We start from the raw sequence: 21,404 nt of genomic DNA, 5'->3' as shown, positions 1-21,404 counted from the left end.
TCATGAGTGGAATTCTCGCCGGTAAGCGCATCCTGGTCACGGGCGTCCTCACCGAGGCCTCCATCGCCTTCCACGCCGCCAGGCTCGCCCAGGACGAGGGCGCCGAGGTCATCCTCACCGGCTTCGGCCGGCTCTCCCTCGTCGAGCGGATCGCCAAGCGGCTGCCCAAGCCCGCGCCGGTCATCGAGCTGGATGTGCAGAACCAGGAGCACCTGGACGGGCTGGCCGGCAAGGTGCGCGAGCACCTCGGCGAGGGTGTCGACCTCGACGGCGTGGTGCACTCCATCGCCTTCGGCCCGCAGGGCGCGTTCAACTTCCTGGAGGGCTCCTGGGAGGACGTGTCCACCGCCGTGCATGTCTCGGCGTACTCCCTCAAGGCGCTGACCATGGCCTGCCTGCCGGTCATGCCGCGGGGCGGCTCGATCGTCGGCCTGACCTTCGACGCACAGTTCGCCTGGCCGAAGTACGACTGGATGGGCGTGGCCAAGGCGGCGCTGGAGTCCACCAGCCGCTACCTCGCCCGCGACCTGGGCGAGAAGAACGTCCGCTGCAACCTGGTCTCCGCGGGTCCCCTCAAGTCCATGGCCGCGAAGTCCATCCCGGGCTTCGAGGACCTGGCCGATGTGTGGAACCACCGCGCGCCCATCGGCTGGGACCTGAGCGACCCGGAGCCGGCCGGCCGTGGCGTCGTCGCCCTGCTGTCGGACTGGTTCCCGCGCACCACGGGCGAGATCGTGCACGTCGACGGCGGTGTGCACATGATGGGCGCCTGAGCCCGCCTGCCCGCACCCCGCTCCGCCTTTTTCGGCCCGCCGCCCCGGCTCCCGCGCTCCGCGGGGCCGGGGCGGCGGGCCGTTCGCCCGTTCGGGCCAGTGCGCCGAGCGCACCGGGCGGTGTCACGCGCACTGTGGAGTGAGTATCGGGTGCGGCGGCTTGAGGCGCGGCGGTTCAGCACGGTCGAGGAGGTCCTGCCATGCGTACGTCCCGTTGCGTCGCGGCCGCAGTACTGGTCGCGGCCGTGGTCGGCTTCATCGCCGTCGCGTCGAACGCCTCGAACTCGGCCGCCCAGGAGCGCCCCCGGCCCCGCGAGGCGGCGTGCAGCACCTGGGTGCGCGGCTCGCACGCCACGGCCAGCTGCTTCAACCCCAACCCGGACGCGGACCGGGTCCAGCTGCATGTCGAGTGCGCGCGCTGGTGGGACCCGGACATGGACAGCCGGCCCATCGAGGTCGGCCCCGCCCAGCACGTACGGCTCGCGGAGCGCTGCTGGAAGGAGATACGGAAGGCTTGGGTGAGCCACCGCTGATCGGCCGGCCCGTTGAGCAGGCGGTGGTCAGCCGGTGGTCAGCCGTGGTCAGCCGGTGGTTCGGGCCCGGCCCGACCGGCCCGACCGGTCGGCGTAGCGGCAGCTGAAGGGGTGGGTGCTCGCCTCGGCCGCGGCCCGCTCCCCGTCCCCGTCCCGGATCGCCTCCACCAGCCGCGCGTGGTCCACATGCACCTCGGGCCGCAGCCCGCCCTCCACGTCCCCGTGCAGGAACTGCCGGACCACCCCGCCCAGGTCGGCGTACAGCTCCGCCAGCACCTCGTTGTGCGAGGCCGCGACGACGGCCATGTGCAGCGTGGCGTCGGCCTCGACGAAGGCCATGGCGTCCCCGGAGGCCCAGGCCCGCTCGCGCCGGTCCAGCAGGGCGTCGATCTGCTTGAGGTCCTGCTCGGTACGGCGCTCCGCGGCCAGCCGCGCCGCCTTCGTCTCCAGGGCGCTGCGCAACTCGGCGACGTGCAGCGGGTCGGCGTCCGCGAAGCGGCGGTGCATCACCCCGGCCAGCTCGCTGGTCGCCAGCACATAGGTGCCGGAGCCCTGCCGGATGTCCAGCAGGCCGTTGTGCGCCAGCGCGCGCACCGCCTCGCGTACGGTGTTGCGGGCCACCCCCAGCTGCTCGACCAGCTCGGGCTCGGTGGGGATCCGGGACCCCACGGGCCACTCGCCCGATGTGATCTGGGCGCGTAGTTGGGCGATCACCTGGTCGGCGAGCGCGGAGCGCCGGGGCGAGGTCAGCGGCATGACTCTCCTGTGCCTGAGCCGGGGAAACGGGTGTTCCCATGATGCCGTCCGCCTGTCATCGGGTGGTTGCAAACCACTGGACAGCCATTCATCCCATCATTCTATGATGACGGGCATGGCCGACCACAATCTCGCGACTCCCGACATCGCCGCCCCGGGACGACAGCAGGGCGCACCGGAGCCCGAGCGCGGCGCACCCGAGCCCGAGCGCGGCGTGTCGCAACCCGCCACCGCCCGGTGGCGGCGGCGTCTGGTGGTCCTCGGCCTGGTCCTCGCCGCGGTCAACCTCCGCCCCGCCGTCACCAGCCTCGGCCCGCTCCTCGAAGAGGTACGGGCCGACCTGGGCATGAGCGGCACCGTCGCCGGGCTGCTCACCTCGATGCCCGCGGCCTGCTTCGCCCTGTTCGGCATCGCCGCGCCCCGGCTGGCCCGCCGCTGGGGGCCGGGCGCCGTCGTGTGCGCCGGGCTCGCCGCCATCACCGCGGGCCTGGCCATACGCCCCCTGGTGGGCGGGACCGCCGCCTTCCTCGCCGCCAGCGCGCTCACGCTCGCCGGGATAGCCGTGGGCAACGTCCTCATGCCGGTGATCGTCAAGCACTGGTTCCCCGACCGGGTGGGGCCGATGACCGGCGTCTACTCGATGGCCCTGTCGCTGGGCACGGCCGTCGCGGCCGCCGTCACGGTCCCCATGACCGACGCCCTGGGCGGCGGCTGGCGGGCCGGGCTCGGAGTGTGGGCGGCGCTCGCGGCCGTCGCCGTGCTGCCCTGGCCGATGCTCGCCCGCCACCGGGGCGGCGACGGCGACCGTGGCCGCGACCGTATGCCGGCGGCCGTCCCCTCTTCCAAGGCTGCCCGGACCCGGATCACCAAGAGCCGCACCGCCTGGGCGCTGGCCGTCTTCTTCGGCCTCCAGGCCACCGCCGCCTACATCACCATGGGCTGGATGCCGCAGGTCTTCCGGGACGCCGGGGTCTCCGCCTCCACCGCGGGCCTGCTGCTCGCGGTCACCATGGTGATGGGCGTGCCGCTGTCGTTCGTCCTGCCCCCGCTCGCGGCCAGGCTGCGCAGCCAGGGCCCGCTGGTGGCGGTCCTGGGGTCCTTCGGGCTCGCCGGGTACGCCGGGCTGTGGCTCGCCCCGGCCCAGGGGGCCTGGGTGTGGGCGGTGCTGCTCGGCGTCTCCAACTGCTCCTTCCCGCTCGCCCTGACGATGATCGGCATGCGGGCCAGGACCCACGCGGGTGTGGTGCGGCTGTCCGCCTTCGCCCAGAGCACCGGCTATCTGCTGTCCATCCCCGGGCCGCTGCTGGTCGGCGCGCTCTACCAGCACAGCGGCGGCTGGGACCTGCCCATCGCGCTGATGGCCGGGCTGATGGTGCCGCAGATCGCCGCCGGTCTCCTCGCGGGGCGCGACCGTACCGTCGAGGACGAGATCGACACCGGGGCGGCGCCGACCGCGGGGCGGTGACGGGGCGGCGGCGGGGCGATGGGACACTTGGGCCATGCCAGTGCTCGACGAGAACCCGCCGAACGGCCAGAAGAAGCTGCTCATCATCCTGGGCGTGATGCTCGGCATCACCGTGGTCATCGGCGTGATCGCGACCATCGCCTCGCCCTGAGGGCGCAGCAGGGTGTAGTAAACCCCACCATCCCTTAGGGGGCCAGGGTCAGGGGCAACTGGGTGGTTCACCGGATGGGACCGGCCCCCGCCGCTCCGTAGATTCGTACGCGTCGGAAGAACTGCGGTGGCCGATGGCCCGGCGTCCGTCGCCGGCCGCCGGTCACGCACCCGTTCGCACCCCGGAGGCGATCCCCATGTCCGAGCGTGAAGAGTGCAGCATGGACAGCCGGCTGCCATGGTGGGCACTCGCGCTCCCGACGCTGGCCTTCACCGCCCTCCTGCTGCTCGCGGGCTCCGCCGACGCCCGCGCAGCGGGCGGCTCCGGGACGCTCTCGTGCGTCTTCGAGCTGGTGCGGGGCGCCCTCACGCATCAGCCGTGACACCTCGCCGCCGCCGTGCCCGTCCGCCCCGTCCTCAGACCGTCCGGCAGTAGGGCCCGCGGCGTCGCGCTCCCAGACTCGGCCCTCGACCCTCCCCCTCGGCCCTGGCGGGCCTGGGCGGCGCCGCCTCCTTCACCCGCGCTCCCTACTACCGGACGGTCTTACTCACCTGAGGACGAGGTCCGCTTCAACACCCTGCGCCAGGCACCCGGTTTCATGCGAAGCTGGGATACATGAGCGTCGATGTGCCCCGCAGGATCGTCCTTCTCCGACACGCCAAGGCCGACTGGCCCCAGGTATCCGACCATGACCGGCCGCTCGCGGAGCGCGGCCGCAAAGACGCCCCGCTGGCCGGCCGCCGGCTCGCCGAAGCCGGGATCAGCCCGGACCTCACCCTCTGCTCCACCGCCGTCCGCACGCGGGAGACCTGGAAGCTCGTGGTGCACGAGCTGCCGCAGCGGCCGAAGACCGTCTACGAGGAGCGGCTGTACGAGGCCTCGCTCGGCGAGCTCATCGCCCTGCTCAACGAGACGTCCGACGACGTGAGCGATCTGCTGCTGGTCGGCCACAACCCCGGCATGCACGCCCTGGCGGACGCGCTCGCGGGCGAGGCCGAGGAGGGCACGCGGGAGCGGATGTCCCGGAGCGGATTCCCGACCTCCGCCGTCGCGGTGGTGACCTTCACCGGGTCCTGGAAGTCGGTGGAGCACGGCGTCGGCCGCCTCAGCTTCTTCTGGGCGCCCCACGAGTGATGATCACGAACGGTCGGGCCCGGGCAGCCTTGCCGCCCGGGCCCGACCCGTACTGTGACGCCTTCGCTCAGCCGTCGGCTCGGTCGTCTCCGCCGACCGTGTCCGCCGCCTCCACCTCTTCGCGGGTGATCCCCAGCAGATACAGCACGGTGTCCAGGAACGGCACGTTCACGGCGGTGTGCGCGGCCTCCCGCACCACCGGCTTGGCGTTGAACGCGACCCCGAGCCCGGCCGCGTTGAGCATGTCCAGGTCGTTGGCCCCGTCCCCGATCGCGACGGTCTGCACCAGCGGCACCCCGGCCTCGGCCGCGAAGCGCCTCAGCAGCCGCGCCTTGCCCGCCCGGTCCACGACCTCCCCGACCACGCGCCCGGTCAGCTTGCCGTCCACCACCTCCAGGGTGTTGGCGGAGGCGAAGTCCAGGCCCAGCCGCTCCTTGAGGTCGTCGGTCACCTGCGTGAAGCCGCCGGAGACCACGCCGACCTGGTAGCCGAGGCGCTTGAGCGTACGGATCAGGGTGCGGGCGCCGGGCGTGAGCCGCACCTCCGCGCGCACCTTGTCCACCACGGACTCGTCGATCCCCGCCAGCAGCGCGACCCGCGCGTGCAGCGACTGCTCGAAGTCCAGCTCACCGCGCATGGCCCGCGCCGTGACCTCGGCGACCTCCGCCTCGCACCCCGCGTGCGCCGCGAAGAGCTCGATCACCTCGTCCTGGATCAGGGTGGAGTCCACGTCCATGACCACCAGGCGCTGCGCCCGGCGCTGGAGACCCGACGCCACCACGGCCACGTCCACGCCGATCCCGGCGGCCTCGGTGACCAGCGCGGTGCGCAGCGCGCTCGTCTCGGTGCCGGACACCTCGAACTCCACGGCCGTCACGGGGTACTTCGCGAGCCGGAAGATCCGGTCGATGTTGCCGCCGCTGCCGGTGATGCTGGCCGCGATCCGCGCCGTCGACTCGGCGGTCAGCGGATGGCCCAGCACGGTGACATGGGACCGGCCCGTGCCACGGGGGCGGTTGTCGCCCCGCCCGGAGATGATCTCGGCCTGAAGCCGCATCGAGTCGGCCCAGCTGTGCACGGTCGCCCGCAGGTCACCCTCGGAGGTCCAGCCGCCGGTGGGCGCGGTCACCAGCACGCAGAGCACGATGCGGCCGCGCGTGACCACCTGCTCTATGTCGACTATGTTCACGCCGTAGGCGGCGAGGGTGTCGCAGAGCCCGGCGGTGATGCCGGGGCGGTCCTTGCCGAAGATCTTGACGAGGAGAGTGGGGACATCGTCGTCCGGGACGGCGGTGGCAGGGGGGATCTGCGATGTGCTCATGGTCTTCCCACCGTATCCGCCCACTCGGGACGATCGCGCGGCAGTCCGCGCTACGGACGGCTGTACGGTACAAAACGTTCATTTCGCTGTAGCCGGGCCGTCATGCGCCGTTGAGTCGCGACCCGGGCGCCGACCCGTGAGCCGACCCGCGCGCCGAGTCGAGCGCGAACCGGGAAGCCTGCCCGCCCGCGGCCCCCGTGGCCCAGGCCGCCAGCGCCCCGGCGGCCCCCGCCGCCGCGCCCCACCCGGCGCCCAGCGCCAGCGCCGCCGGGCCGTTGCCGTACAGCTCGATCCCGGCGCCGAAGGCGTCGAAGCCCAGCACCGACAGGCTCGCCCCGGCGGACACTCCCGTCAGCCGGACCAGCAGCGGCAGCGTGAGCGCCGTGACGATCCCCAGCCACAGCGCGCACCGTCCCACAAAACCCGCCCGCGAGGTCCGGCCGACGGGCGTACGGACCGCGGTCAGCACCCCGGCCGCCAGGATCATCAGCACACAGGCCACCGCCAGCAGCCACACCCGGCCGTCCAGCTCCGCGAGGCGCGCCACCGTGATCGGCTCGTCCTTCTCGTCGGCCAGCAGCTTGTCGAGCGGATCGGGCAGCACCCGCACCAGCGCCCCGCTCGCCCCGCCGTGCCAGGGCACGAACAGCCCCAGTGGCACCCCGAGCCACACCCCGTTCGGCGCGCCGAGCAGCGCCGACCCGAGGACCAGGCGGGGGTGGTCGTCGCCGATCGCCGCGTACAGCGCCGCCGCGAGACCCGCCCCGACCGCGAGCACCAGCACCCCGTACAGCGCGGAGGCGGCCGGCCGGACGGTGCGGTGCGCCGCCTCGAGCCCGCGCGGCATCGGCGCGCGGCGCGCCACCAGCACCGCGATGAGCAGCACCGCGACGACCCAGACCGCGCCGCCCAGCACGGAGCGCCCCGCCTCGACGGTGAACCCGACCGCCGCCTTGGCGTCGATGAGCCGCTGGATCCGGTCCGGCAGCAGCCCGCTGCCGATGTCCGCGATATCGCCCAGCTCGCCCGGGAGTTTACCGAGCAGTCCCTCCTGTTCCGGTTTGCCCTTCAGGCCGAGCGAGGCGGCGTCGATTGTGACGGTATCGTTGCCCACCCACGTGAGCCCGGCGAGCACCAGCAGGAAGAGCAGGGCCACCGCCCCTGCCCGCGCGGCCAGTTCGGCCCCGCCGATCACCGCGCCGGCCCCGCGCAGCGACCGTACGAACACCCAGCCCAGCAGCAGCGCGCCCACCAGGCCGATGCCCAGCGACACCACGTCGATGGCCGAATGGGCCTGGGCGCCCTGGAGTCCGAACGCCTCCACATCCCCGGACGGGATGACGGAGCCGCCGACCGCGAGCACCACCGCGGCCGCTGTCATGGGGCCGAGCGCGCCCGCCCCGTCCGCGCCGACCAGGTGCAGCCCGAGCGCGGCGACGCCGGCCATGGCCAGAAATGCCCAGCTCACCGCGGCCACCGCGGCGAGCAACACCTCTCCCGGGCGCGCTCGCCCTCCACCGCTCGCACCCATGGCGTCGGTCCCCCCGATCGTGATGAGTTGCCCGGGTGATCCATGATCTGTCCCATCGATGGGCTCTCACCACTTTCCGGGGGCCTTTCGGATGAGTCAACGCCGCCCCCGGGCGGTCCTGCCAATGCCCGACTTCCGGTTCTGTGACTGAGCCTGAAATAGTTCCTCACGATGTTCGACATCCCTAGACTCCCCGCACAGGGGATCTATCGGGGGACAAGTAGTGGGGCGTGGAGTGCCGGAACTTGTACTGGAATTGAACGGACAGACCTGGACACTTGATCCATCCAGGTCATATAGCCTCGGACGTGATCCGCAGGGCGACATGGTGCTGGACGACGCCAGGGTGTCCTGGCGGCACGCCACCGTGCGCTGGGGCGGGCGCAGTTGGGTCATCGAGGACCACGGCAGTACCAACGGCACTTATGTGCAGGGCCAGCGGGTCCAGCAGATGGAGATCGGTGCGGGATCGGCCGTCCATCTCGGGAACGCCACCGACGGTCCCCGGCTGACCCTCTCCGGCGGGGCGGCGGGCGCGGTCGGCGCTCCCGGGGTCGCCGCGGGCGCCTACAGCGCGCCGCAGGCGATGGCCGCGCCGCCGCAGGCGCCCCACCAGCAGCCTCCGTACCAGCAGCAGCCCGGCGGCCCCGCCTGGCCCCAGGCCGGCCAGCAGCAGCCGCAGCCCCAGGGGTGGCCACAGCCGCAGGGCGGGCCGCAGCAGCCGCCCCACCAGCAGCAGCCCTTCGTACCGCAGCAGCAGGCTCCTCAGCACCAGGCTCCCCAGCAGCCGGCCCCGCAGGCGCACGCCCCGCAGCAGAGCCCGGCCCAGTACCCGGCGCAGAAAGTCCCCGGCGCCGGCGCCGGGGCCCCGCCGGCCCAGGGCGACCGCAGCCCGACCACCTTCCACCAGCTGGCCGTCGGCCGGGTGATGCGCATCGGTCGTGCCCTGGAGAACGAGCTGGTCGTCTCCGACCTCCAGGTCTCCCGCAACCACGCGGAGTTCCGGGCCCTGCCCGACGGCCGCTTCGAGATCCGCGACCTCGGCAGCCACAACGGCACGTACGTCAACGGTCAGCCGGTCCGCCAGCAGATCATCGGCCCGAGCGACATCGTCGGTGTCGGTCACTCCACCTTCCGGCTCGTCGGCGACCGCCTCGAGGAGTTCGTCGACACCGGTGCGGTGTCCTTCTCGGCCCGCCATCTGACGGTGACGGTCGACGGCGGCAAGCAGATCCTCAAGGACGTCTCCTTCGGCGTCCCCGAGAAGTCGCTGGTCGCGGTCATCGGCCCGTCCGGTTCCGGCAAGTCCACCCTGCTCAAGGCGCTCACCGGCTACCGCCCGGCCAACCAGGGCGATGTCCTCTACGACAACCGGAACCTCTACAAGCAGTTCGCCGAGCTGCGCCAGCGCATCGGTCTGGTTCCGCAGGACGACATCCTGCACAAGGAGCTGTCCGTCCGTAAGGCGCTGCGCTACGCCGCCAAGCTCCGGTTCCCCGGCGACACCGCCGAGGCCGAGCGCGAGGCCCGGATCGGCGAGGTGCTGCGCGAGCTCAAGCTGGACATACACGCCGACAAGAAGGTCACCTCGCTCTCCGGCGGCCAGCGCAAGCGCGTCTCCGTGGCGCTGGAGCTGCTCACCAAGCCGTCGCTGATCTTCCTGGACGAGCCGACCTCCGGCCTCGACCCGGGCATGGACCGCGATGTGATGCAGCTGCTGCGCGGCCTCGCCGACGACGGCCGCACCGTGCTGGTCGTCACCCACTCGGTGGCCGAGCTGGCGCTCTGCGACAAGCTGCTGGTCATGGCGCCGGGCGGCTCGGTCGCCTACTTCGGCCCGCCCGAGGAGGCGCTCAACTTCTTCGGGTACGAGACCTGGGCGGATGTCTTCTCCGCCTTCGAGAACTACCGCGACTACGACTGGGCGGGCCGCTGGCGCGGTTCACAGCACTACCAGATGTACGCCGCGGACCTCGACGCCGTCGCCCCGCAGTCCGTACACGTCCAGCCGCCCCCGGCGCGTGTGCAGAAGCCGCAGAGCTGGGGCTCCCAGCTGTGGACCCTGATGCGCCGCTACACCTCGGTGATCGCCTCGGACAAGGGCTTCCTGGGGCTGATGGTGATCCTGCCCGCCGTCCTCGGCGCGGTGAGCATCGTGATCCCCTCGGACTTCGGCCTCACCAAGGCGCCGAAGGGCCAGTTCAACCAGGACTCGGGCACCATCATGCTGATCCTCGTGGTCGGCATGTGCTTCTCCGGCGCGGCCAACTCCGTACGAGAACTGATCAAGGAGCGGGTGATCTACGAACGGGAACGGGCGGTCGGCCTGTCCCGCTCGGCCTATCTGATGTCGAAGGTGATCGTGCTCGGCGTGATCACCGCCTTCCAGGCCGTGATCATCTGCGCCATCGGGTTCTCGACCCGCGAGCTGCCGGAGGAGGGCCTGATCATGCCCCCGGCCCTCGAGCTGTGCCTGGCCATCATCGCGATCGGCTTCACCTCGATGATGGTCGGCCTGGTGATCTCCGCGCTGGTGAAGACCGCCGAGAAGACCATGCCGCTGCTGGTCATGTTCGCGATCGTCCAGGTCGTCTTCACCGGCATCCTGTTCAAGATCTACGGATCGCCGGGCATCGAGCAGTTCGCCTATCTGATGCCGTCCCGCTGGGCGGTCGGCGCGGCCGGAGCGACCCTGGACCTCGGTCCCGGCCCCGGCCACATGATGGCGCCCTGGGACCGCAAGAAGCCCAATGACACCGACCCCCTGTGGGAGCACGCCGCGTCGCAGTGGACCATCGACGTCCTGGTGCTGCTCGCGCTCGGCGTCATCTGCGCCGTCCTGGTCGCCCGGCTGCTGCGCCGCCACGAGCCGGAGGTCATGCGCAAGTAGCGGAACGCCTCACGCCCGCAACACGGAAGGGCGGCGGCACCCCTCGCAACGTGAGGGTGCCGCCGCCCTTCGGCGTGTCAGGCGTCCGGTTCGGCCGATTCAGCCGGATAATCCGGTTTAGTACGGGCCGTTGACGTTGTCCATCGAGCCGTAGCGGTGGTACGCGTAGTTGCACGCGGCGGTGATGTTGGCGACCGGGTCGTAGATGTCCCAGGAGGTGCCGTCGACGTGGTAGGCCTTGAAGGTCGGGTCTATGACCTGGAGCAGGCCCTTCGAGGGAATGCCGTTCTTGGCGTTGATGTCCCACAGGTTGATGGCGCGCGGGTTGCCGCTCGACTCCCGCATGAGGTTCCGGTAGATCCCGTTGTAGCTGCCCGGGATGCCCTTCTCCTTCATGACCGCGAGCGACTCCTTGATCCAGCCGTCGAGGTTGTTCGCGTAGACCGGCTTGCGGGCGGCGGCGCGGCTCGCGGCCTCCTTGGCGGCCCGCTCCTTGTCCGCCTTCTCCTTGGCGGCCTTCTCCTCGGCGGCCTTCTTGGCGGCGGCCTCCTCGGCCGCCTTCTTCTTCGCCGCTTCCTCGGCGGCCTTCTTCTTGGCGGCTTCCTCAGCGGCCTTCTTCTCCGCCGCTTCCTCGGCCGCCTTCTTCTTCGCGGCCTCCTCCTTCGCCTGCTGCGAGGCGAGCTCGGACTGCTTGACGAGGCTCTCGTGCTGGGCCTCGTGGTTGACGACCTGCTTGCTCCAGGCCACGGGTTTGGCGGGCAGTTCCTTGGTGGCGGTCGTGTGGCCATCGGACTGGCCCGGGACGACGGCGAACGCGAGGGCGGCGGCGCCCGCGGCGGCGATGCCGGCGGCGGAGAACTTGTGAGTCTTGGTCAGACGGCTGTAACCGGGAATGCGGGGGACAGGCATGGCGGACTAAACCTCTTCCAATCGCTCGTGTCGCAGGCCAAAACGGCGCTCGTGAACGCCGTGTTCTGAGCTACGGCGCGATGCGACTGGGAAATTCTTAGCGTCCGCAAAATGTTGTGGCAAAGGTGTGACATACGACCCTGCTTAGTGGACACCTGGGCCGCTCCCGCCTGTCCGAGCGGCCGTCTTCCCCGCTCACGACTGCTTTCAAACGTCCACTATTCGTGGTCGTACGTGATTCAGGTCCTGTGTCAGGGGTCACAACACCGAGGCTTCCGTATCGCGTGATGTGCCTGAGCAAATACATACTGTGGTCGCCATTCAGGGGCAGCGCGACGCGCCGTTCCAAAGCGATTCCCTCCCTCCTCGGGACTAGGGCTTTGGTCCCGAGGAGTGGCGTCGACCGGCCGATATGCCCGAGTCGAGTCCGCCGGTACGGTGAGGCTCATGACAAAGGGACGCGGTGGCGGGGCAGGGGCGGGCCTGGCCAATGTGAGCGGTGCGCTGCTCGCCATGAGCAGACACCTGGAAGTCCGCGATGTCCTAAAGACGATCGTTGTGTCCGCTCGTGAGCTGCTTGATGCGGAGTATGCGGCGCTGGGTGTTCCGGACGACCACGGGGGCTTTGCCCAGTTCGTAGTAGATGGGGTCAGTGACGAGCAGTGGAAGGCCATCGGCCCGCTGCCTCGCCAGCACGGCATCCTGGCCGCGATGCTGCGGGATGCCACCCCGCAGCGGCTCGCCGATGTCCGCCGGGATCCGCGCTTCGAGGGCTGGCCCGACGCGCACCCCGAAATGTCTGACTTCATCGGACTTCCGATCGCGGATGACGACGAAGTCCTCGGCGCGCTCTTCCTGGCCAACAAGCGCTGCCCCAAGCCCAGCGGAAGCTGCGGATTCACCGTGAAGGACGAGGAGCTGCTGGGCATCCTCGCCCAGCACGCCGCCATCGCCCTCACCAACGCCCGGCTCTACGAGCGCAGCCGCGAGCTCACCATCGCCGGAGAGCGGGCCCGGCTCGCCCATGAGCTGCACGACGCCGTCTCCCAGAAGCTCTTCTCGCTGCGGCTGACCGCCCAGGCCGCCGCCGCGCTCGTGGACCGCGACCCCGCCCGGGCCAAGGGCGAGCTCCAGCAGATAGCCGCCCTCGCCGCCGAGGCGGCCGACGAGCTGCGCTCCGCCGTCGTCGAGCTGCGCCCGGCCGCCCTCGACGAGGACGGCCTCGTCGCCACCCTGCGCACCCAGATACGGGTCCTGGACCGCGCCCACAGCGCCCGCGTCACCTTCGCCGCCCGCGGCGTCCGGGCGCTGCCCGCGGCCCAGGACGAGGCGCTGCTGCGGGTGGCGCAGGAGGCCCTGCACAACGCGCTGCGCCACGCGGACGCCGAACGGGTCGAGGTCACCCTGTCCCGCCACGGCCAGGGCGTGCTGCTCCGCGTGGCCGACGACGGCGGGGGCTTCGACCCGTCGGCCGTCCGGCGGGCGGGGCGCCATCTGGGCCTGGTCTCGATGCGCGACCGGGCGAGCGGCGTGGGCGGCCGTCTGACCGTGGAGTCGGAGCCCGGAAAGGGCACCGTGATCGAAATGGAGGTGCCCGGTGGCTGAGCCGGTCCGAGGGATCCGGGTGTTGCTCGTGGACGACCACCAAGTGGTGCGGCGCGGGCTCCGGACGTTCCTGGAGGTGCAGGACGACATCGAGGTGGTGGGGGAGGCGGCCGACGGCGAGGAGGGCGTGGCCCGCGCCGAGGAGCTGCGGCCCGATGTGATCCTGATGGATGTGAAGATGCCCGGCACCGACGGCGTCGAGGCGCTGCGCCGGCTGCGCGGCCTCGACAACCCCGCCCGGGTGCTGGTCGTCACCAGCTTCACCGAGCAGCGCACCGTCGTCCCCGCCCTGCGTGCGGGCGCGGCCGGATATGTCTACAAGGACGTGGACCCCGAGGCCCTCGCGGGCGCCATCAGGTCCGTACACGCCGGGCATGTGCTGCTTCAGCCCGAGGTGGCCCTGGCGCTGCTCTCCCAGGAGGAGACGGGCGGCGGCCATGGGCGGGGCGGCACGCTCACCGAGCGGGAGCGCGAGGTGCTGGCGCTGATCGCGGACGGCCGGTCCAACCGGGAGATCGCCCGCGCGCTGGTCCTGTCCGAAAAGACCGTGAAGACCCATGTGTCCAACATTCTGATGAAGCTGGACCTCGCCGACCGGACCCAGGCGGCGCTGTGGGCCGTGCGCCACGGGATCGGGGCCTAGGCCGAGGCGGGCTCGGGCGAAGGGGTGGATTGCCTGGATTGTCGCACTAAGCGGCGATCTGTTGGTGATACGGGAGTGCGGTCGGTCGAGCCGAGATTCATACCGTCGTGTGTATGTCCCCCGGACAGCGCAACCGAGCCCGCCTCGAGCCGTTCTCCAAGGCGGCCGCGGCGGACCGCCGCGGTGTTGCGTGAGAAGGGTCTTATCAAGTGAAGAGCATCAAGAAGTTCGCGGCCGTCACCATCGCGGCGGGCGGCCTCGCCATCGCGGGGGCCGGTGCCGCCTCGGCCGAAGGCCCCCAGGCTCACGGCCAGGCCGTGGACTCCCCTGGCGTCGTCGCCGGCAACCACGCCCAGGTGCCCGCGTACGTCCCCGTCAACGCCTGCAACAACACCGTCAGCGCCGTCGGGGTGCTGAACGAGTTCCTCGGCACCCCCTGCGGCAACCGCTGAGCATCGCCCTCGCGGGCACCTCGACATCCCGACACCCCGGCGGTCCGGCCGCCGGGGTGTCGCCGCGCCCGGGCGGGCCTCAGGACCCGCCGCGCTCCAGCTCCTCCACATACGCGTTGTACGCCGCCACCTGCGCCCGCCGCGCCGTACGCTCCACCGGCCGCAGCGCCTCGGCCCGCGCCGCGATCTCCGACGCGCTCACCGCCGCGCCGTGCTCCCCGGCCGCCGCGCCCGGCCCATGCGCGATCTCGACCAGCGCGCCCACCCGCTGGGCCAGCTCCAACACCCGCAGCGCCCGCGGCGGATAGCCCGGCGCGAGCACCTCGCGCCCCCGCCCCGCCCGCGCCCGGTACGCCTCCAGGGCCGCCTGCGCGGCCGGGCCCGCCCCGGCGACATTCAGCCGCGACAGCACCTCGGTGGCATCGCGCAGCGCCTCCGCCAGCTCCCGCTCGGCCTCGCCCAGCGACGGCACATCGGCCGGCGGCGCCTCCCGCACCGGCAGGGAGTGCCACACCACCTCGACATGCACATCGCCCTCGGGCCCTGCCTGGAACACCTCCGGCACCAGGCCCACCGCCACCCCCGTGACGATCACCGCCTCGCCCGCGTCCAGCGCCCGCGCGTTGAACTCGGGCGGGCCGCAGAGCCCCAGCGGATGCCCCGCTATCGGCAGTGCCACCCGCAGCCCCTTGGCCCCGAGCGCCCGCAGCCGCCCGAGCGCGAGCGTCAGCCCGACCGGGGCGGTTTCCCCCGGCAAATCGGCCACGCGGTGCGAAACGTCGTCGGCCGCGATGCGATGCGCGGCCTCATCCGGGGAGACAAGTCCGGCGAGAAGGGCATTTCCCCAGGCGGCAAGGCGCCCTGAGCGCGGTTCATCGAGCATGCCACCAGCCTAAGGACTGGCGCTGACAATACGTGGCGTAGGTTTTCCTCTGGGGGCGGCGCCTACAGGCGCACGCGACACTCGAGACTGCAATGGGAGACAACGCGCTCATGAGCGATGTTCTGGAGCTGGTGGACGTATCCGTGGTCCGCGATGGTCGGGCTCTGGTGGACGAGGTCTCCTGGTCGATCAAAGAGGGGGAGCGCTGGGTGATCCTCGGGCCCAACGGTGCCGGCAAGACCACCCTGCTCAATGTGGCCTCGAGCTATCTCTTCCCGAGCACCGGGACCGTCCGGATCCTCAGCGAGCAGCTCGGCGCGGTCGACGTCTTCGAACTGCGCCCCCGCATCGGCATGGCCGGCATCGCCATGGCCGACAAGCTGCCCCGCCGCCAGACCGTGCTCCAGACCGTGCTCACCGCCGCGTACGGCATGACCGCCCACTGGCACGAGGACTACGAGGCCGTCGACGAGCAGCGCGCCCGCGCGTTCCTGGACCGCCTCGGCATGACCGACCACCTCGACCGGAAGTTCGGCACCCTCTCCGAGGGCGAGCGCAAGCGCACCCTCATCGCCCGGGCCATGATGACCGACCCCGAGCTGCTGCTCCTCGACGAGCCCGCGGCCGGCCTGGACCTCGGCGGCCGCGAGGACCTCGTACGGCGCCTGGGCCGGCTCGCCCGCGACCCGCTCGCCCCCTCGATGATCATGGTGACACATCATGTGGAGGAGATCGCCCCCGGCTTCACCCACGTCCTGATGATCCGCCAGGGCAAGGTGCTGGCCGCCGGCCCGGTCGAGACCGAGCTGACCTCCCGCAACCTCTCGCACTGCTTCGGACTCCCGCTGGTCGTGGAGCGCAACGGCGACCGCTGGACGGCCCAGGGTCTGCCGCTGAGCTGAGCCCCCCTTTCTTTCAGGTCTCGATTTACCGAAGCGCTCCCGGTGGGTGATCCGCGCTCTGTTCCCGGACACATCCCGAGAACTACCATGACCTTGTGGATCCTTGGGTGTGGTGGCTGGTCGCCGCCGTAGGGCTGGGCATTCCGCTCGTGCTGACCGCGATGCCGGAATTCGGCATGGTCGCGGTCGGTGCCGTCGCCGCCGCGATCACCGATGCGCTCGGCGGCGGCGCGGTGTTCCAGGTCGTGGTCTTCTCCGTGGTCTCCGTCGCCCTGGTCGCCGTCGTCCGGCCGATCGCGGTCCGCAGCCGCACTCAGCGGCCCGAGCTGGTCAGCGGGGTGGAGGCGCTGAAGGGCCGCCAGGCCGTCGTCCTCGAGCGCGTGGACGAAAGCGGCGGCGGACGGATCAAACTCGCCGGCGAAGTGTGGTCGGCCCGCGCGCTCGACCCGGACCAGGCCTACGAACCGGGCCAGCAGGTCGACGTCGTGGACATCGACGGCGCCACGGCTGTGGTCATGTGAACCACGGAGGCCATGTGAACCACCGAGCCGTCATACGCCGATACGAGCCGGATACCAGCACTGGACGGCCCGGCTGCCAACTGGCCCTCAGATCTGACAAACTCAGACCGAGATCGACATCGACATCAAGATCGACGTCGAGATCGACGACCAGACCTGATCATCACGGATCAACCGGAAGCATGAAGGGCACGGGGAAGCCGCTGTGGAACCGATCATCATCGTCCTGATCATCCTGGTGGTGCTCGTCTTCATCGCACTCATCAAGACGATCCAGGTCATCCCCCAGGCGAGCGCCGCCATCGTCGAGCGCTTCGGCCGCTACACCCGCACGCTGAACGCGGGCCTCAACATCGTCGTGCCGTTCATCGACTCGATCCGCAACCGCGTCGACCTGCGGGAACAGGTCGTGCCGTTCCCGCCGCAGCCGGTGATCACCCAGGACAACCTGGTGGTGAACATCGACACCGTCATCTACTACCAGGTGACCGACGCCCGCGCCGCCACCTACGAGGTCGCCAGCTACATCCAGGCGATCGAGCAGCTGACCGTCACCACCCTGCGGAACATCATCGGCGGCATGGACCTGGAGCGCACCCTGACCTCCCGCGAGGAGATCAACGCGGCGCTGCGCGGAGTGCTCGACGAGGCCACCGGCAAGTGGGGCATCCGCGTCAACCGCGTCGAGCTCAAGGCGATCGAGCCGCCGACCTCCATCCAGGACTCGATGGAGAAGCAGATGCGCGCCGACCGTGACAAGCGCGCCGCGATCCTCCAGGCCGAAGGTGTCCGGCAGTCCGAGATCCTGCGCGCCGAAGGTGAGAAGCAGTCCTCGATCCTGCGGGCCGAGGGTGACGCCAAGGCAGCCGCGCTGCGCGCCGAGGGCGAGGCGCAGGCGATCCGTACGGTCTTCGAGTCCATCCACGCCGGAGACCCGGACCAGAAGCTGCTCTCGTACCAGTACCTCCAGATGCTGCCGAAGATCGCCGAGGGCGACGCCAACAAGCTCTGGATCGTGCCCAGCGAGATCGGCGACGCCCTCAAGGGACTCGGCGGGGCCATCGGCAACTTCGGCCCGATGGGGGGCGGCAACGGCGGCGGCGCCCCGGCCGCCACGGGCAAGGAGGCCGCCCCGCGCCGCGAACAGCCCAGGATCGACTGACGCCGGTCGCCCGAAGTCCGGTCCTCTGACACATACGAACCCCCCGCGCTTGAGACATGCGCGGGGGGTTCGTACGTATCAGGGGCCGGGCCACCCGGTCATCAGGCGGGGAGCGCCAGCCACTCCGGCAGACCATCGCGCTCCGCCGCGCCCAGCGCCAGCAGCAGCGCATCCGACGGCGTCGGCTCGAACGGCGTGCTCAGCAGCCGCATCCCGGCCTGCTCCGGAGTCCGGTCCGCCTTGCGGTGGTTGTCCTCCGCGCAGGAGGCCACCGTATTGAGCCAGGTGTCCCCACCGCCGTGCGACCGCGGCACCACATGGTCGACGGTCGTCGCCCGACGGCCGCAGTAGGCGCACCGGTGCCGGTCCCGTACCAGCACACCGCGCCGCGACCACGGAGCGCGTCTTCGGAACGGCACGCGTACGTACCGGCACAGCCGGATCACCAGCGGCACGGGCAGATCGACGTCCGCGGCACGCACCCGCATTCCGGGGTGGGCGTGTTCGATGACGGCCTTGTTCTGAAGGACGAGCACCACCGCGCGGCGCAGCGACACCGCCGACAGCGGCTCGAAGCTTGCGTTCAAAACCAGCGTCTCGCGCATCCCGACCACCTCCGCATCCGGCCAACCCCGGCCCGCACGGACGGGCGGGCCGGGATACATCTTTCGCCGGGAGCGACGCCGAGGACAACGCAATTTAGGCCTCGGACAAGGCCCGAGGGCGGGCCCGATCGATCAGCTGGAAGCCGACTGGAAGCGTCAGCCGGCGGCCGGGTTCTCGTACTCGCCGATCAGCTGGGCGCGCGCCAGCGTGTGGAAGCGCAGATTGAAGCCGACGACCGCGGGCGAGGCATCGGCGTCCGGGCCCAGCTTCTCCGTGTCCACCGCGTAGACGGTGAACACATAGCGGTGCGAACCGTCCCCGGGCGGCGGCGCGGCCCCGCCGAAGTCGCGCGAGCCGTAGTCGTTCCGGGCATGCACCGCGCCCTCGGGCAGCCCCTCGAAGCTGTTGCCGCCCGCATCGGCCGGCAACTCGGTGACGTCCGCCGGGATGTCGAACAACACCCAGTGCCAGAACCCGCTGCCCGTCGGCGCGTCCGGGTCGTAGCAGGTGACGGCGAAGCTCTTGGTCTCCGCGGGGAACCCCTCCCAGCGCAGCTGCGGCGAGGCGTTCCCCTCGGCGTACACCTGGGCGGACTTGAGGGTGCCCCCGGGTTCGACGTCATCGCTCACCACGGTGAACGACGGCACCGGCGGGTGGAAGTCATGGGGGAGCGGGCGCCGGTTCTGGTCGGACACGTCGGAACCTCCTGCTGCTCGGGCTGGTCGTATCGGCGGCCAGCCTAACGAGACCACCACGGCCCGGGCTGACACCATGCCCCCATGACCGGACCGACACGGCACACCGCCTCGCTGCACCTGGACGAGGTCCGGGACAAGGCGGGCTTCCTCGACCGCTGCGCCCGCGACCTCGGCTTCCCCGAGTGGTTCGGCCACAACTGGGACGCGCTCGCCGACTGCCTCCACGACCTGTCCTGGTGGGGCCCGCAGGGGGAGGGCTTTGTGCTGCGCGTCCACGGCTGGGAGGCGTTCCGTACGGCCGCCCCCGAGGCCGCGGCGACGGCGGCCGAGGTGTTCACCGAGGCCACCGAGCACTGGGCCGGCCGCGGAACCCCGCTGACCGTGCACTACGAGTGACGGGCAGGCGGGTGACAGCGCGCGGGGCGCGCACCAAAAGAAACACGGTGCGCGCCCCGCGCGGGAACCGAAGCGGTCATGGACCTGAGGCGGCCCGGACCGGCCGCGGTCAGAACCAGTTGCGCTTCCCGCCGACCTCGGAGAGCCACTGGTTCAGGTACCCGGCCCAGTCGGTGTCGTGGAAGGACGCCAGGTTGACGGTGAACGACCGGTAGGAGTCGCTGCCCTCGGTGAACAGACCCGGCTTCTTGTCCATCTCCAGGACGACATCCATCTCGCGGTCGTCCGCGATGAAGGTCAGCTCGACCTGGTTGAGCCCGCGGTACTGCTGCGGCGCGTAGAACTCGATCTCCTGGTAGAACGGCAGCCGCTGCCGCGTCCCGCGGATGTGCCCGCGCTCCAGGTCGGCGCTCTTGAACCGGAAACCGAGCTGGCCGAAGGCGTCGAGAATCGCCTGCTGCGCGGGGATCGGGTGCACATTCACCGGGTCCAGGTCACCCGAGTCCACGGCGCGCGCGATCTGGAGCTCCGTGGTCACACCCACGTTCATTCCGGTGAGGTGCTGGCCCAGGAACGTCGTGATCGGCGTCTCCCAGGGGATCTCAAGACCGAACTGCACCGCGTGCACCGCACCCGGCTGCACCTCGAAGGCGCCGCCCAGCTGCTGCCTGGTGAACTCGACGTCCTGCTTGTACTCCTGGTCGTTGCTCTCCACCTCGACCCGCGCCTGAAGACCGACCGTCAGCCCCTCGATCTGCTGCGCCACGGAGCCGCCCTGGATCCGGACCTCGCCCTGGACGATGCCGCCGGGAACGACGTTCTCCTCCGTCAGCACCGTCTCCACCGAAGCGCCACCGGCACCCAGACTCGCGAGCAGCTTCTTGAAGCCCATGTTCTCCCTCTCAAGGACGCGCCTGCGTCTCGTTCTGATCGCACGACGACCACTGTTGAACCCTAGGAACGCGAAACGGCCGGAAGCGGTTCCGCCCGGCCCACCCTGTCAGCGGAGCGGCCCTGCTCCAACCGCCCGTTCATATCGCTTGCACTACGCTCGGGCCGCGTGATCGCAGCACCCGACCGTACGCCGCTGCCCCGCCGGTTCTTCGACCGTTCCGTCCTGGAGGTGGCACCTGACCTCCTAGGGCGCATCCTCGTCCGCCACACCCACACACCGGACGGACCGATCGAGCTGCGCCTGACCGAGGTCGAGGCGTACGCGGGCCCGGCAGACCCCGGGTCGCACGCCTACCGGGGCCGCACGGAGCGCAACGCCGTCATGTTCGGGCCCCCAGGCCATGCGTATGTCTACTTCACCTACGGCATGTGGCACTGCATGAATCTGGTGTGCGGCCCGGCAGGCTCGGCCAGTGGGGTGCTGTTGCGGGCCGGGGAGATCCTCAGCGGCCATGAGCGGGCCCACAAACACCGCCCGACCGCCCGCAACGATCGCGAGCTGGCCAAGGGGCCGGCGCGCCTGGCCACGGCTCTCGGCATCGACCGCCACCTGAACGGCGTCGACGTCTGCGCCGGCCCCCGGAGCCCGATGGAGATACTCACCGGCGCCCCCGCCCCGGCCGACCAGGTGCTGAGCGGCCCGCGCACGGGCGTCGGCGGCGAAGGCGCCACCCATCCATGGCGCTTCTGGATCGACGGCGACCCAACGGTGAGCCCGTACCGGGCCCACACCCCCCGCCGCCGCTCATCCGACGCGCCGTCAGACGGAACTTGACTCCGGGCACCCCGACGCCTAACGTAGCCCGAGCCGCTTGAGACGGGCACTGCTGTCGACACGACCTCGGTCGGGTCACAACACCCCGATCCACAGGCGGCCAACCACTACCGATGATCCCCGAACAGGGTCTATTTCCGCTGCGCGGAAATTCGATCCAAAGGCTCGATTAGGAGCCGGGCGGGAAATCAGCTAAAGTAGTGGACACAGCGAAGGGAAGCGCCCGGAGAAACCGGTGAAACGGTTTCAAAGGAAGCGTCCGTTCCTTGAGAACTCAACAGCGTGCCAAAAGTCAACGCCAGATATGTTGATACCCCGTACGGTCGGCCGGTTCCGGTTGATCG

The 21,404-nt window shown here is 70.9% G+C and carries 23 protein-coding genes; 15 read left to right on the top strand and 8 right to left on the bottom strand.

Annotation, left to right across the window (positions count from 1 at the left end; genetic code table 11):
• Window positions 1-2: 2 nt before the first annotated feature.
• A complete protein-coding gene (gene fabI / locus ACZ4WQ_RS00115; RefSeq protein WP_311730895.1) occupies window positions 3-773 on the top strand; it encodes an enoyl-ACP reductase FabI in 771 nt (256 codons plus the stop codon).
• 200 nt (window positions 774-973) lie between these two features.
• Window positions 974-1,306, top strand: a complete 333-nt coding sequence (locus tag ACZ4WQ_RS00110; RefSeq protein ID WP_311730896.1) for a hypothetical protein — start codon at window positions 974-976, stop codon at window positions 1,304-1,306.
• Between the two features lie 48 nt (window positions 1,307-1,354).
• On the opposite strand, the gene ACZ4WQ_RS00105 is transcribed toward ACZ4WQ_RS00110, so the two are convergent.
• Window positions 1,355-2,062 (bottom strand): FadR/GntR family transcriptional regulator, encoded by a 708-nt coding sequence (locus ACZ4WQ_RS00105; protein WP_311730897.1) that lies wholly within the window; start codon window positions 2,060-2,062, stop codon window positions 1,355-1,357.
• A 115-nt stretch (window positions 2,063-2,177) separates the two neighbouring features.
• Here ACZ4WQ_RS00105 and ACZ4WQ_RS00100 point away from each other — a divergent pair, with 115 nt between their 5' ends.
• The 4 genes from ACZ4WQ_RS00100 (at window position 2,178) to ACZ4WQ_RS00085 (ending at window position 4,812) form a co-directional block, all read left to right on the top strand.
• Window positions 2,178-3,527 (top strand): CynX/NimT family MFS transporter, encoded by a 1,350-nt coding sequence (locus tag ACZ4WQ_RS00100; protein ID WP_398370449.1) that lies wholly within the window; start codon window positions 2,178-2,180, stop codon window positions 3,525-3,527.
• A 34-nt stretch (window positions 3,528-3,561) separates the two neighbouring features.
• Window positions 3,562-3,678 carry an SGM_5486 family transporter-associated protein gene (locus tag ACZ4WQ_RS00095; RefSeq protein WP_311730899.1) on the top strand — a complete coding sequence of 39 codons (117 nt, stop codon included), beginning with the start codon at window positions 3,562-3,564 and terminating at the stop codon, window positions 3,676-3,678.
• Between the two features lie 196 nt (window positions 3,679-3,874).
• Window positions 3,875-4,060, top strand: coding sequence for a hypothetical protein (locus tag ACZ4WQ_RS00090; protein ID WP_358848863.1), 186 nt, complete (start codon window positions 3,875-3,877; stop codon window positions 4,058-4,060).
• A gap of 233 nt (window positions 4,061-4,293) precedes the next feature.
• Complete coding sequence (locus ACZ4WQ_RS00085; RefSeq protein ID WP_311730901.1) at window positions 4,294-4,812, top strand: SixA phosphatase family protein; 519 nt, start codon at window positions 4,294-4,296, stop codon at window positions 4,810-4,812.
• 67 nt (window positions 4,813-4,879) lie between these two features.
• Here ACZ4WQ_RS00085 and serB read toward each other — a convergent pair whose 3' ends face one another.
• Together serB and ACZ4WQ_RS00075 are read right to left on the bottom strand one after the other, a co-directional pair.
• Window positions 4,880-6,133, bottom strand: coding sequence for a phosphoserine phosphatase SerB (gene serB, locus ACZ4WQ_RS00080; RefSeq protein ID WP_358848861.1), 1,254 nt, complete (start codon window positions 6,131-6,133; stop codon window positions 4,880-4,882).
• Between the two features lie 100 nt (window positions 6,134-6,233).
• Entirely contained in the window at window positions 6,234-7,601 is a 1,368-nt protein-coding gene (locus ACZ4WQ_RS00075; protein WP_398370454.1) for a streptophobe family protein, read from the bottom strand.
• A 286-nt stretch (window positions 7,602-7,887) separates the two neighbouring features.
• On the opposite strand from ACZ4WQ_RS00075, the gene ACZ4WQ_RS00070 reads away from it, so the two are divergent.
• Window positions 7,888-10,554 carry an ABC transporter ATP-binding protein/permease gene (locus ACZ4WQ_RS00070; protein WP_385350712.1) on the top strand — a complete coding sequence of 889 codons (2,667 nt, stop codon included), beginning with the start codon at window positions 7,888-7,890 and terminating at the stop codon, window positions 10,552-10,554.
• A 117-nt stretch (window positions 10,555-10,671) separates the two neighbouring features.
• Here the strand turns inward: ACZ4WQ_RS00070 and ACZ4WQ_RS00065 are convergent, their stop codons facing one another.
• The gene (locus ACZ4WQ_RS00065) at window positions 10,672-11,463 is read right to left on the bottom strand and encodes a transglycosylase SLT domain-containing protein (protein WP_311730853.1); all 792 of its coding nucleotides are present in this window, start codon (window positions 11,461-11,463) and stop codon (window positions 10,672-10,674) included.
• A 447-nt stretch (window positions 11,464-11,910) separates the two neighbouring features.
• Between ACZ4WQ_RS00065 and ACZ4WQ_RS00060 the strand changes: the two genes are divergently transcribed.
• From ACZ4WQ_RS00060 to ACZ4WQ_RS00050, 3 genes are all read left to right on the top strand, one after another.
• A complete protein-coding gene (locus ACZ4WQ_RS00060; RefSeq protein ID WP_361193629.1) occupies window positions 11,911-13,068 on the top strand; it encodes a GAF domain-containing sensor histidine kinase in 1,158 nt (385 codons plus the stop codon).
• Window positions 13,061-13,711 (top strand): response regulator transcription factor, encoded by a 651-nt coding sequence (locus tag ACZ4WQ_RS00055; protein ID WP_358848856.1) that lies wholly within the window; start codon window positions 13,061-13,063, stop codon window positions 13,709-13,711. The genes ACZ4WQ_RS00060 and ACZ4WQ_RS00055 overlap by 8 nt, the downstream gene beginning before the upstream one ends.
• Window positions 13,712-13,920: 209 nt before the next feature.
• Window positions 13,921-14,163, top strand: a complete 243-nt coding sequence (locus ACZ4WQ_RS00050) for a chaplin (protein WP_311730856.1) — start codon at window positions 13,921-13,923, stop codon at window positions 14,161-14,163.
• A 79-nt stretch (window positions 14,164-14,242) separates the two neighbouring features.
• Here ACZ4WQ_RS00050 and ACZ4WQ_RS00045 read toward each other — a convergent pair whose 3' ends face one another.
• Window positions 14,243-15,046 (bottom strand): hypothetical protein, encoded by an 804-nt coding sequence (locus ACZ4WQ_RS00045; RefSeq protein ID WP_311730857.1) that lies wholly within the window; start codon window positions 15,044-15,046, stop codon window positions 14,243-14,245.
• A gap of 110 nt (window positions 15,047-15,156) precedes the next feature.
• Here ACZ4WQ_RS00045 and ACZ4WQ_RS00040 point away from each other — a divergent pair, with 110 nt between their 5' ends.
• The 3 genes from ACZ4WQ_RS00040 to ACZ4WQ_RS00030 all read left to right on the top strand — a co-directional run bounded on the left by ACZ4WQ_RS00040 (window position 15,157) and on the right by ACZ4WQ_RS00030 (window position 17,631).
• On the top strand, window positions 15,157-15,948 hold the full coding sequence (locus ACZ4WQ_RS00040; RefSeq protein ID WP_311730858.1) for an ABC transporter ATP-binding protein: 792 nt from the start codon (window positions 15,157-15,159) through the stop codon (window positions 15,946-15,948).
• A 95-nt stretch (window positions 15,949-16,043) separates the two neighbouring features.
• Window positions 16,044-16,469, top strand: coding sequence for an NfeD family protein (locus ACZ4WQ_RS00035; RefSeq protein ID WP_311730859.1), 426 nt, complete (start codon window positions 16,044-16,046; stop codon window positions 16,467-16,469).
• A gap of 205 nt (window positions 16,470-16,674) precedes the next feature.
• A complete protein-coding gene (locus ACZ4WQ_RS00030) occupies window positions 16,675-17,631 on the top strand; it encodes an SPFH domain-containing protein (RefSeq protein ID WP_311730860.1) in 957 nt (318 codons plus the stop codon).
• A gap of 101 nt (window positions 17,632-17,732) precedes the next feature.
• On the opposite strand, the gene ACZ4WQ_RS00025 is transcribed toward ACZ4WQ_RS00030, so the two are convergent.
• Window positions 17,733-18,236, bottom strand: a complete 504-nt coding sequence (locus ACZ4WQ_RS00025; RefSeq protein WP_311730861.1) for an HNH endonuclease — start codon at window positions 18,234-18,236, stop codon at window positions 17,733-17,735.
• Between the two features lie 156 nt (window positions 18,237-18,392).
• Complete coding sequence (locus ACZ4WQ_RS00020) at window positions 18,393-18,932, bottom strand: YbhB/YbcL family Raf kinase inhibitor-like protein (protein ID WP_398370460.1); 540 nt, start codon at window positions 18,930-18,932, stop codon at window positions 18,393-18,395.
• Window positions 18,933-19,016: 84 nt separating this feature from the next.
• On the opposite strand from ACZ4WQ_RS00020, the gene ACZ4WQ_RS00015 reads away from it, so the two are divergent.
• Window positions 19,017-19,331: a barstar family protein gene (locus ACZ4WQ_RS00015; RefSeq protein WP_311730863.1), complete on the top strand. Its 315-nt coding sequence runs from the start codon at window positions 19,017-19,019 to the stop codon at window positions 19,329-19,331.
• A gap of 109 nt (window positions 19,332-19,440) precedes the next feature.
• Here the strand turns inward: ACZ4WQ_RS00015 and ACZ4WQ_RS00010 are convergent, their stop codons facing one another.
• A complete protein-coding gene (locus tag ACZ4WQ_RS00010) occupies window positions 19,441-20,223 on the bottom strand; it encodes a sporulation protein (protein ID WP_311730864.1) in 783 nt (260 codons plus the stop codon).
• Between the two features lie 168 nt (window positions 20,224-20,391).
• On the opposite strand from ACZ4WQ_RS00010, the gene ACZ4WQ_RS00005 reads away from it, so the two are divergent.
• Window positions 20,392-21,060 (top strand): DNA-3-methyladenine glycosylase, encoded by a 669-nt coding sequence (locus ACZ4WQ_RS00005; protein ID WP_398370463.1) that lies wholly within the window; start codon window positions 20,392-20,394, stop codon window positions 21,058-21,060.
• The last annotated feature ends 344 nt before the right edge of the window (window positions 21,061-21,404 follow it).

Source organism: Streptomyces sp. NPDC028305 (assembly GCF_055569495.1).
The sequence above is the reverse complement of the archived record's forward strand: the minus strand, read 5'-3'. Positions and strand labels throughout refer to the sequence as shown.

Coding starts and splice junctions, on each gene's coding strand:
- fabI (WP_311730895.1), top strand. CDS start 3: ATGAGTGGAATTCTCGCCGGTAAGCGCATCCTGGTCACGGGCGTCCTC.
- ACZ4WQ_RS00110 (WP_311730896.1), top strand. CDS start 974: ATGCGTACGTCCCGTTGCGTCGCGGCCGCAGTACTGGTCGCGGCCGTG.
- ACZ4WQ_RS00105 (WP_311730897.1), bottom strand. CDS start 2,062: ATGCCGCTGACCTCGCCCCGGCGCTCCGCGCTCGCCGACCAGGTGATC.
- ACZ4WQ_RS00100 (WP_398370449.1), top strand. CDS start 2,178: ATGGCCGACCACAATCTCGCGACTCCCGACATCGCCGCCCCGGGACGA.
- ACZ4WQ_RS00095 (WP_311730899.1), top strand. CDS start 3,562: ATGCCAGTGCTCGACGAGAACCCGCCGAACGGCCAGAAGAAGCTGCTC.
- ACZ4WQ_RS00090 (WP_358848863.1), top strand. CDS start 3,875: ATGTCCGAGCGTGAAGAGTGCAGCATGGACAGCCGGCTGCCATGGTGG.
- ACZ4WQ_RS00085 (WP_311730901.1), top strand. CDS start 4,294: ATGAGCGTCGATGTGCCCCGCAGGATCGTCCTTCTCCGACACGCCAAG.
- serB (WP_358848861.1), bottom strand. CDS start 6,133: ATGAGCACATCGCAGATCCCCCCTGCCACCGCCGTCCCGGACGACGAT.
- ACZ4WQ_RS00065 (WP_311730853.1), bottom strand. CDS start 11,463: ATGCCTGTCCCCCGCATTCCCGGTTACAGCCGTCTGACCAAGACTCAC.
- ACZ4WQ_RS00060 (WP_361193629.1), top strand. CDS start 11,911: ATGACAAAGGGACGCGGTGGCGGGGCAGGGGCGGGCCTGGCCAATGTG.
- ACZ4WQ_RS00045 (WP_311730857.1), bottom strand. CDS start 15,046: ATGCTCGATGAACCGCGCTCAGGGCGCCTTGCCGCCTGGGGAAATGCC.
- ACZ4WQ_RS00040 (WP_311730858.1), top strand. CDS start 15,157: ATGAGCGATGTTCTGGAGCTGGTGGACGTATCCGTGGTCCGCGATGGT.
- ACZ4WQ_RS00025 (WP_311730861.1), bottom strand. CDS start 18,236: ATGCGCGAGACGCTGGTTTTGAACGCAAGCTTCGAGCCGCTGTCGGCG.
- ACZ4WQ_RS00015 (WP_311730863.1), top strand. CDS start 19,017: ATGACCGGACCGACACGGCACACCGCCTCGCTGCACCTGGACGAGGTC.
- ACZ4WQ_RS00010 (WP_311730864.1), bottom strand. CDS start 20,223: ATGGGCTTCAAGAAGCTGCTCGCGAGTCTGGGTGCCGGTGGCGCTTCG.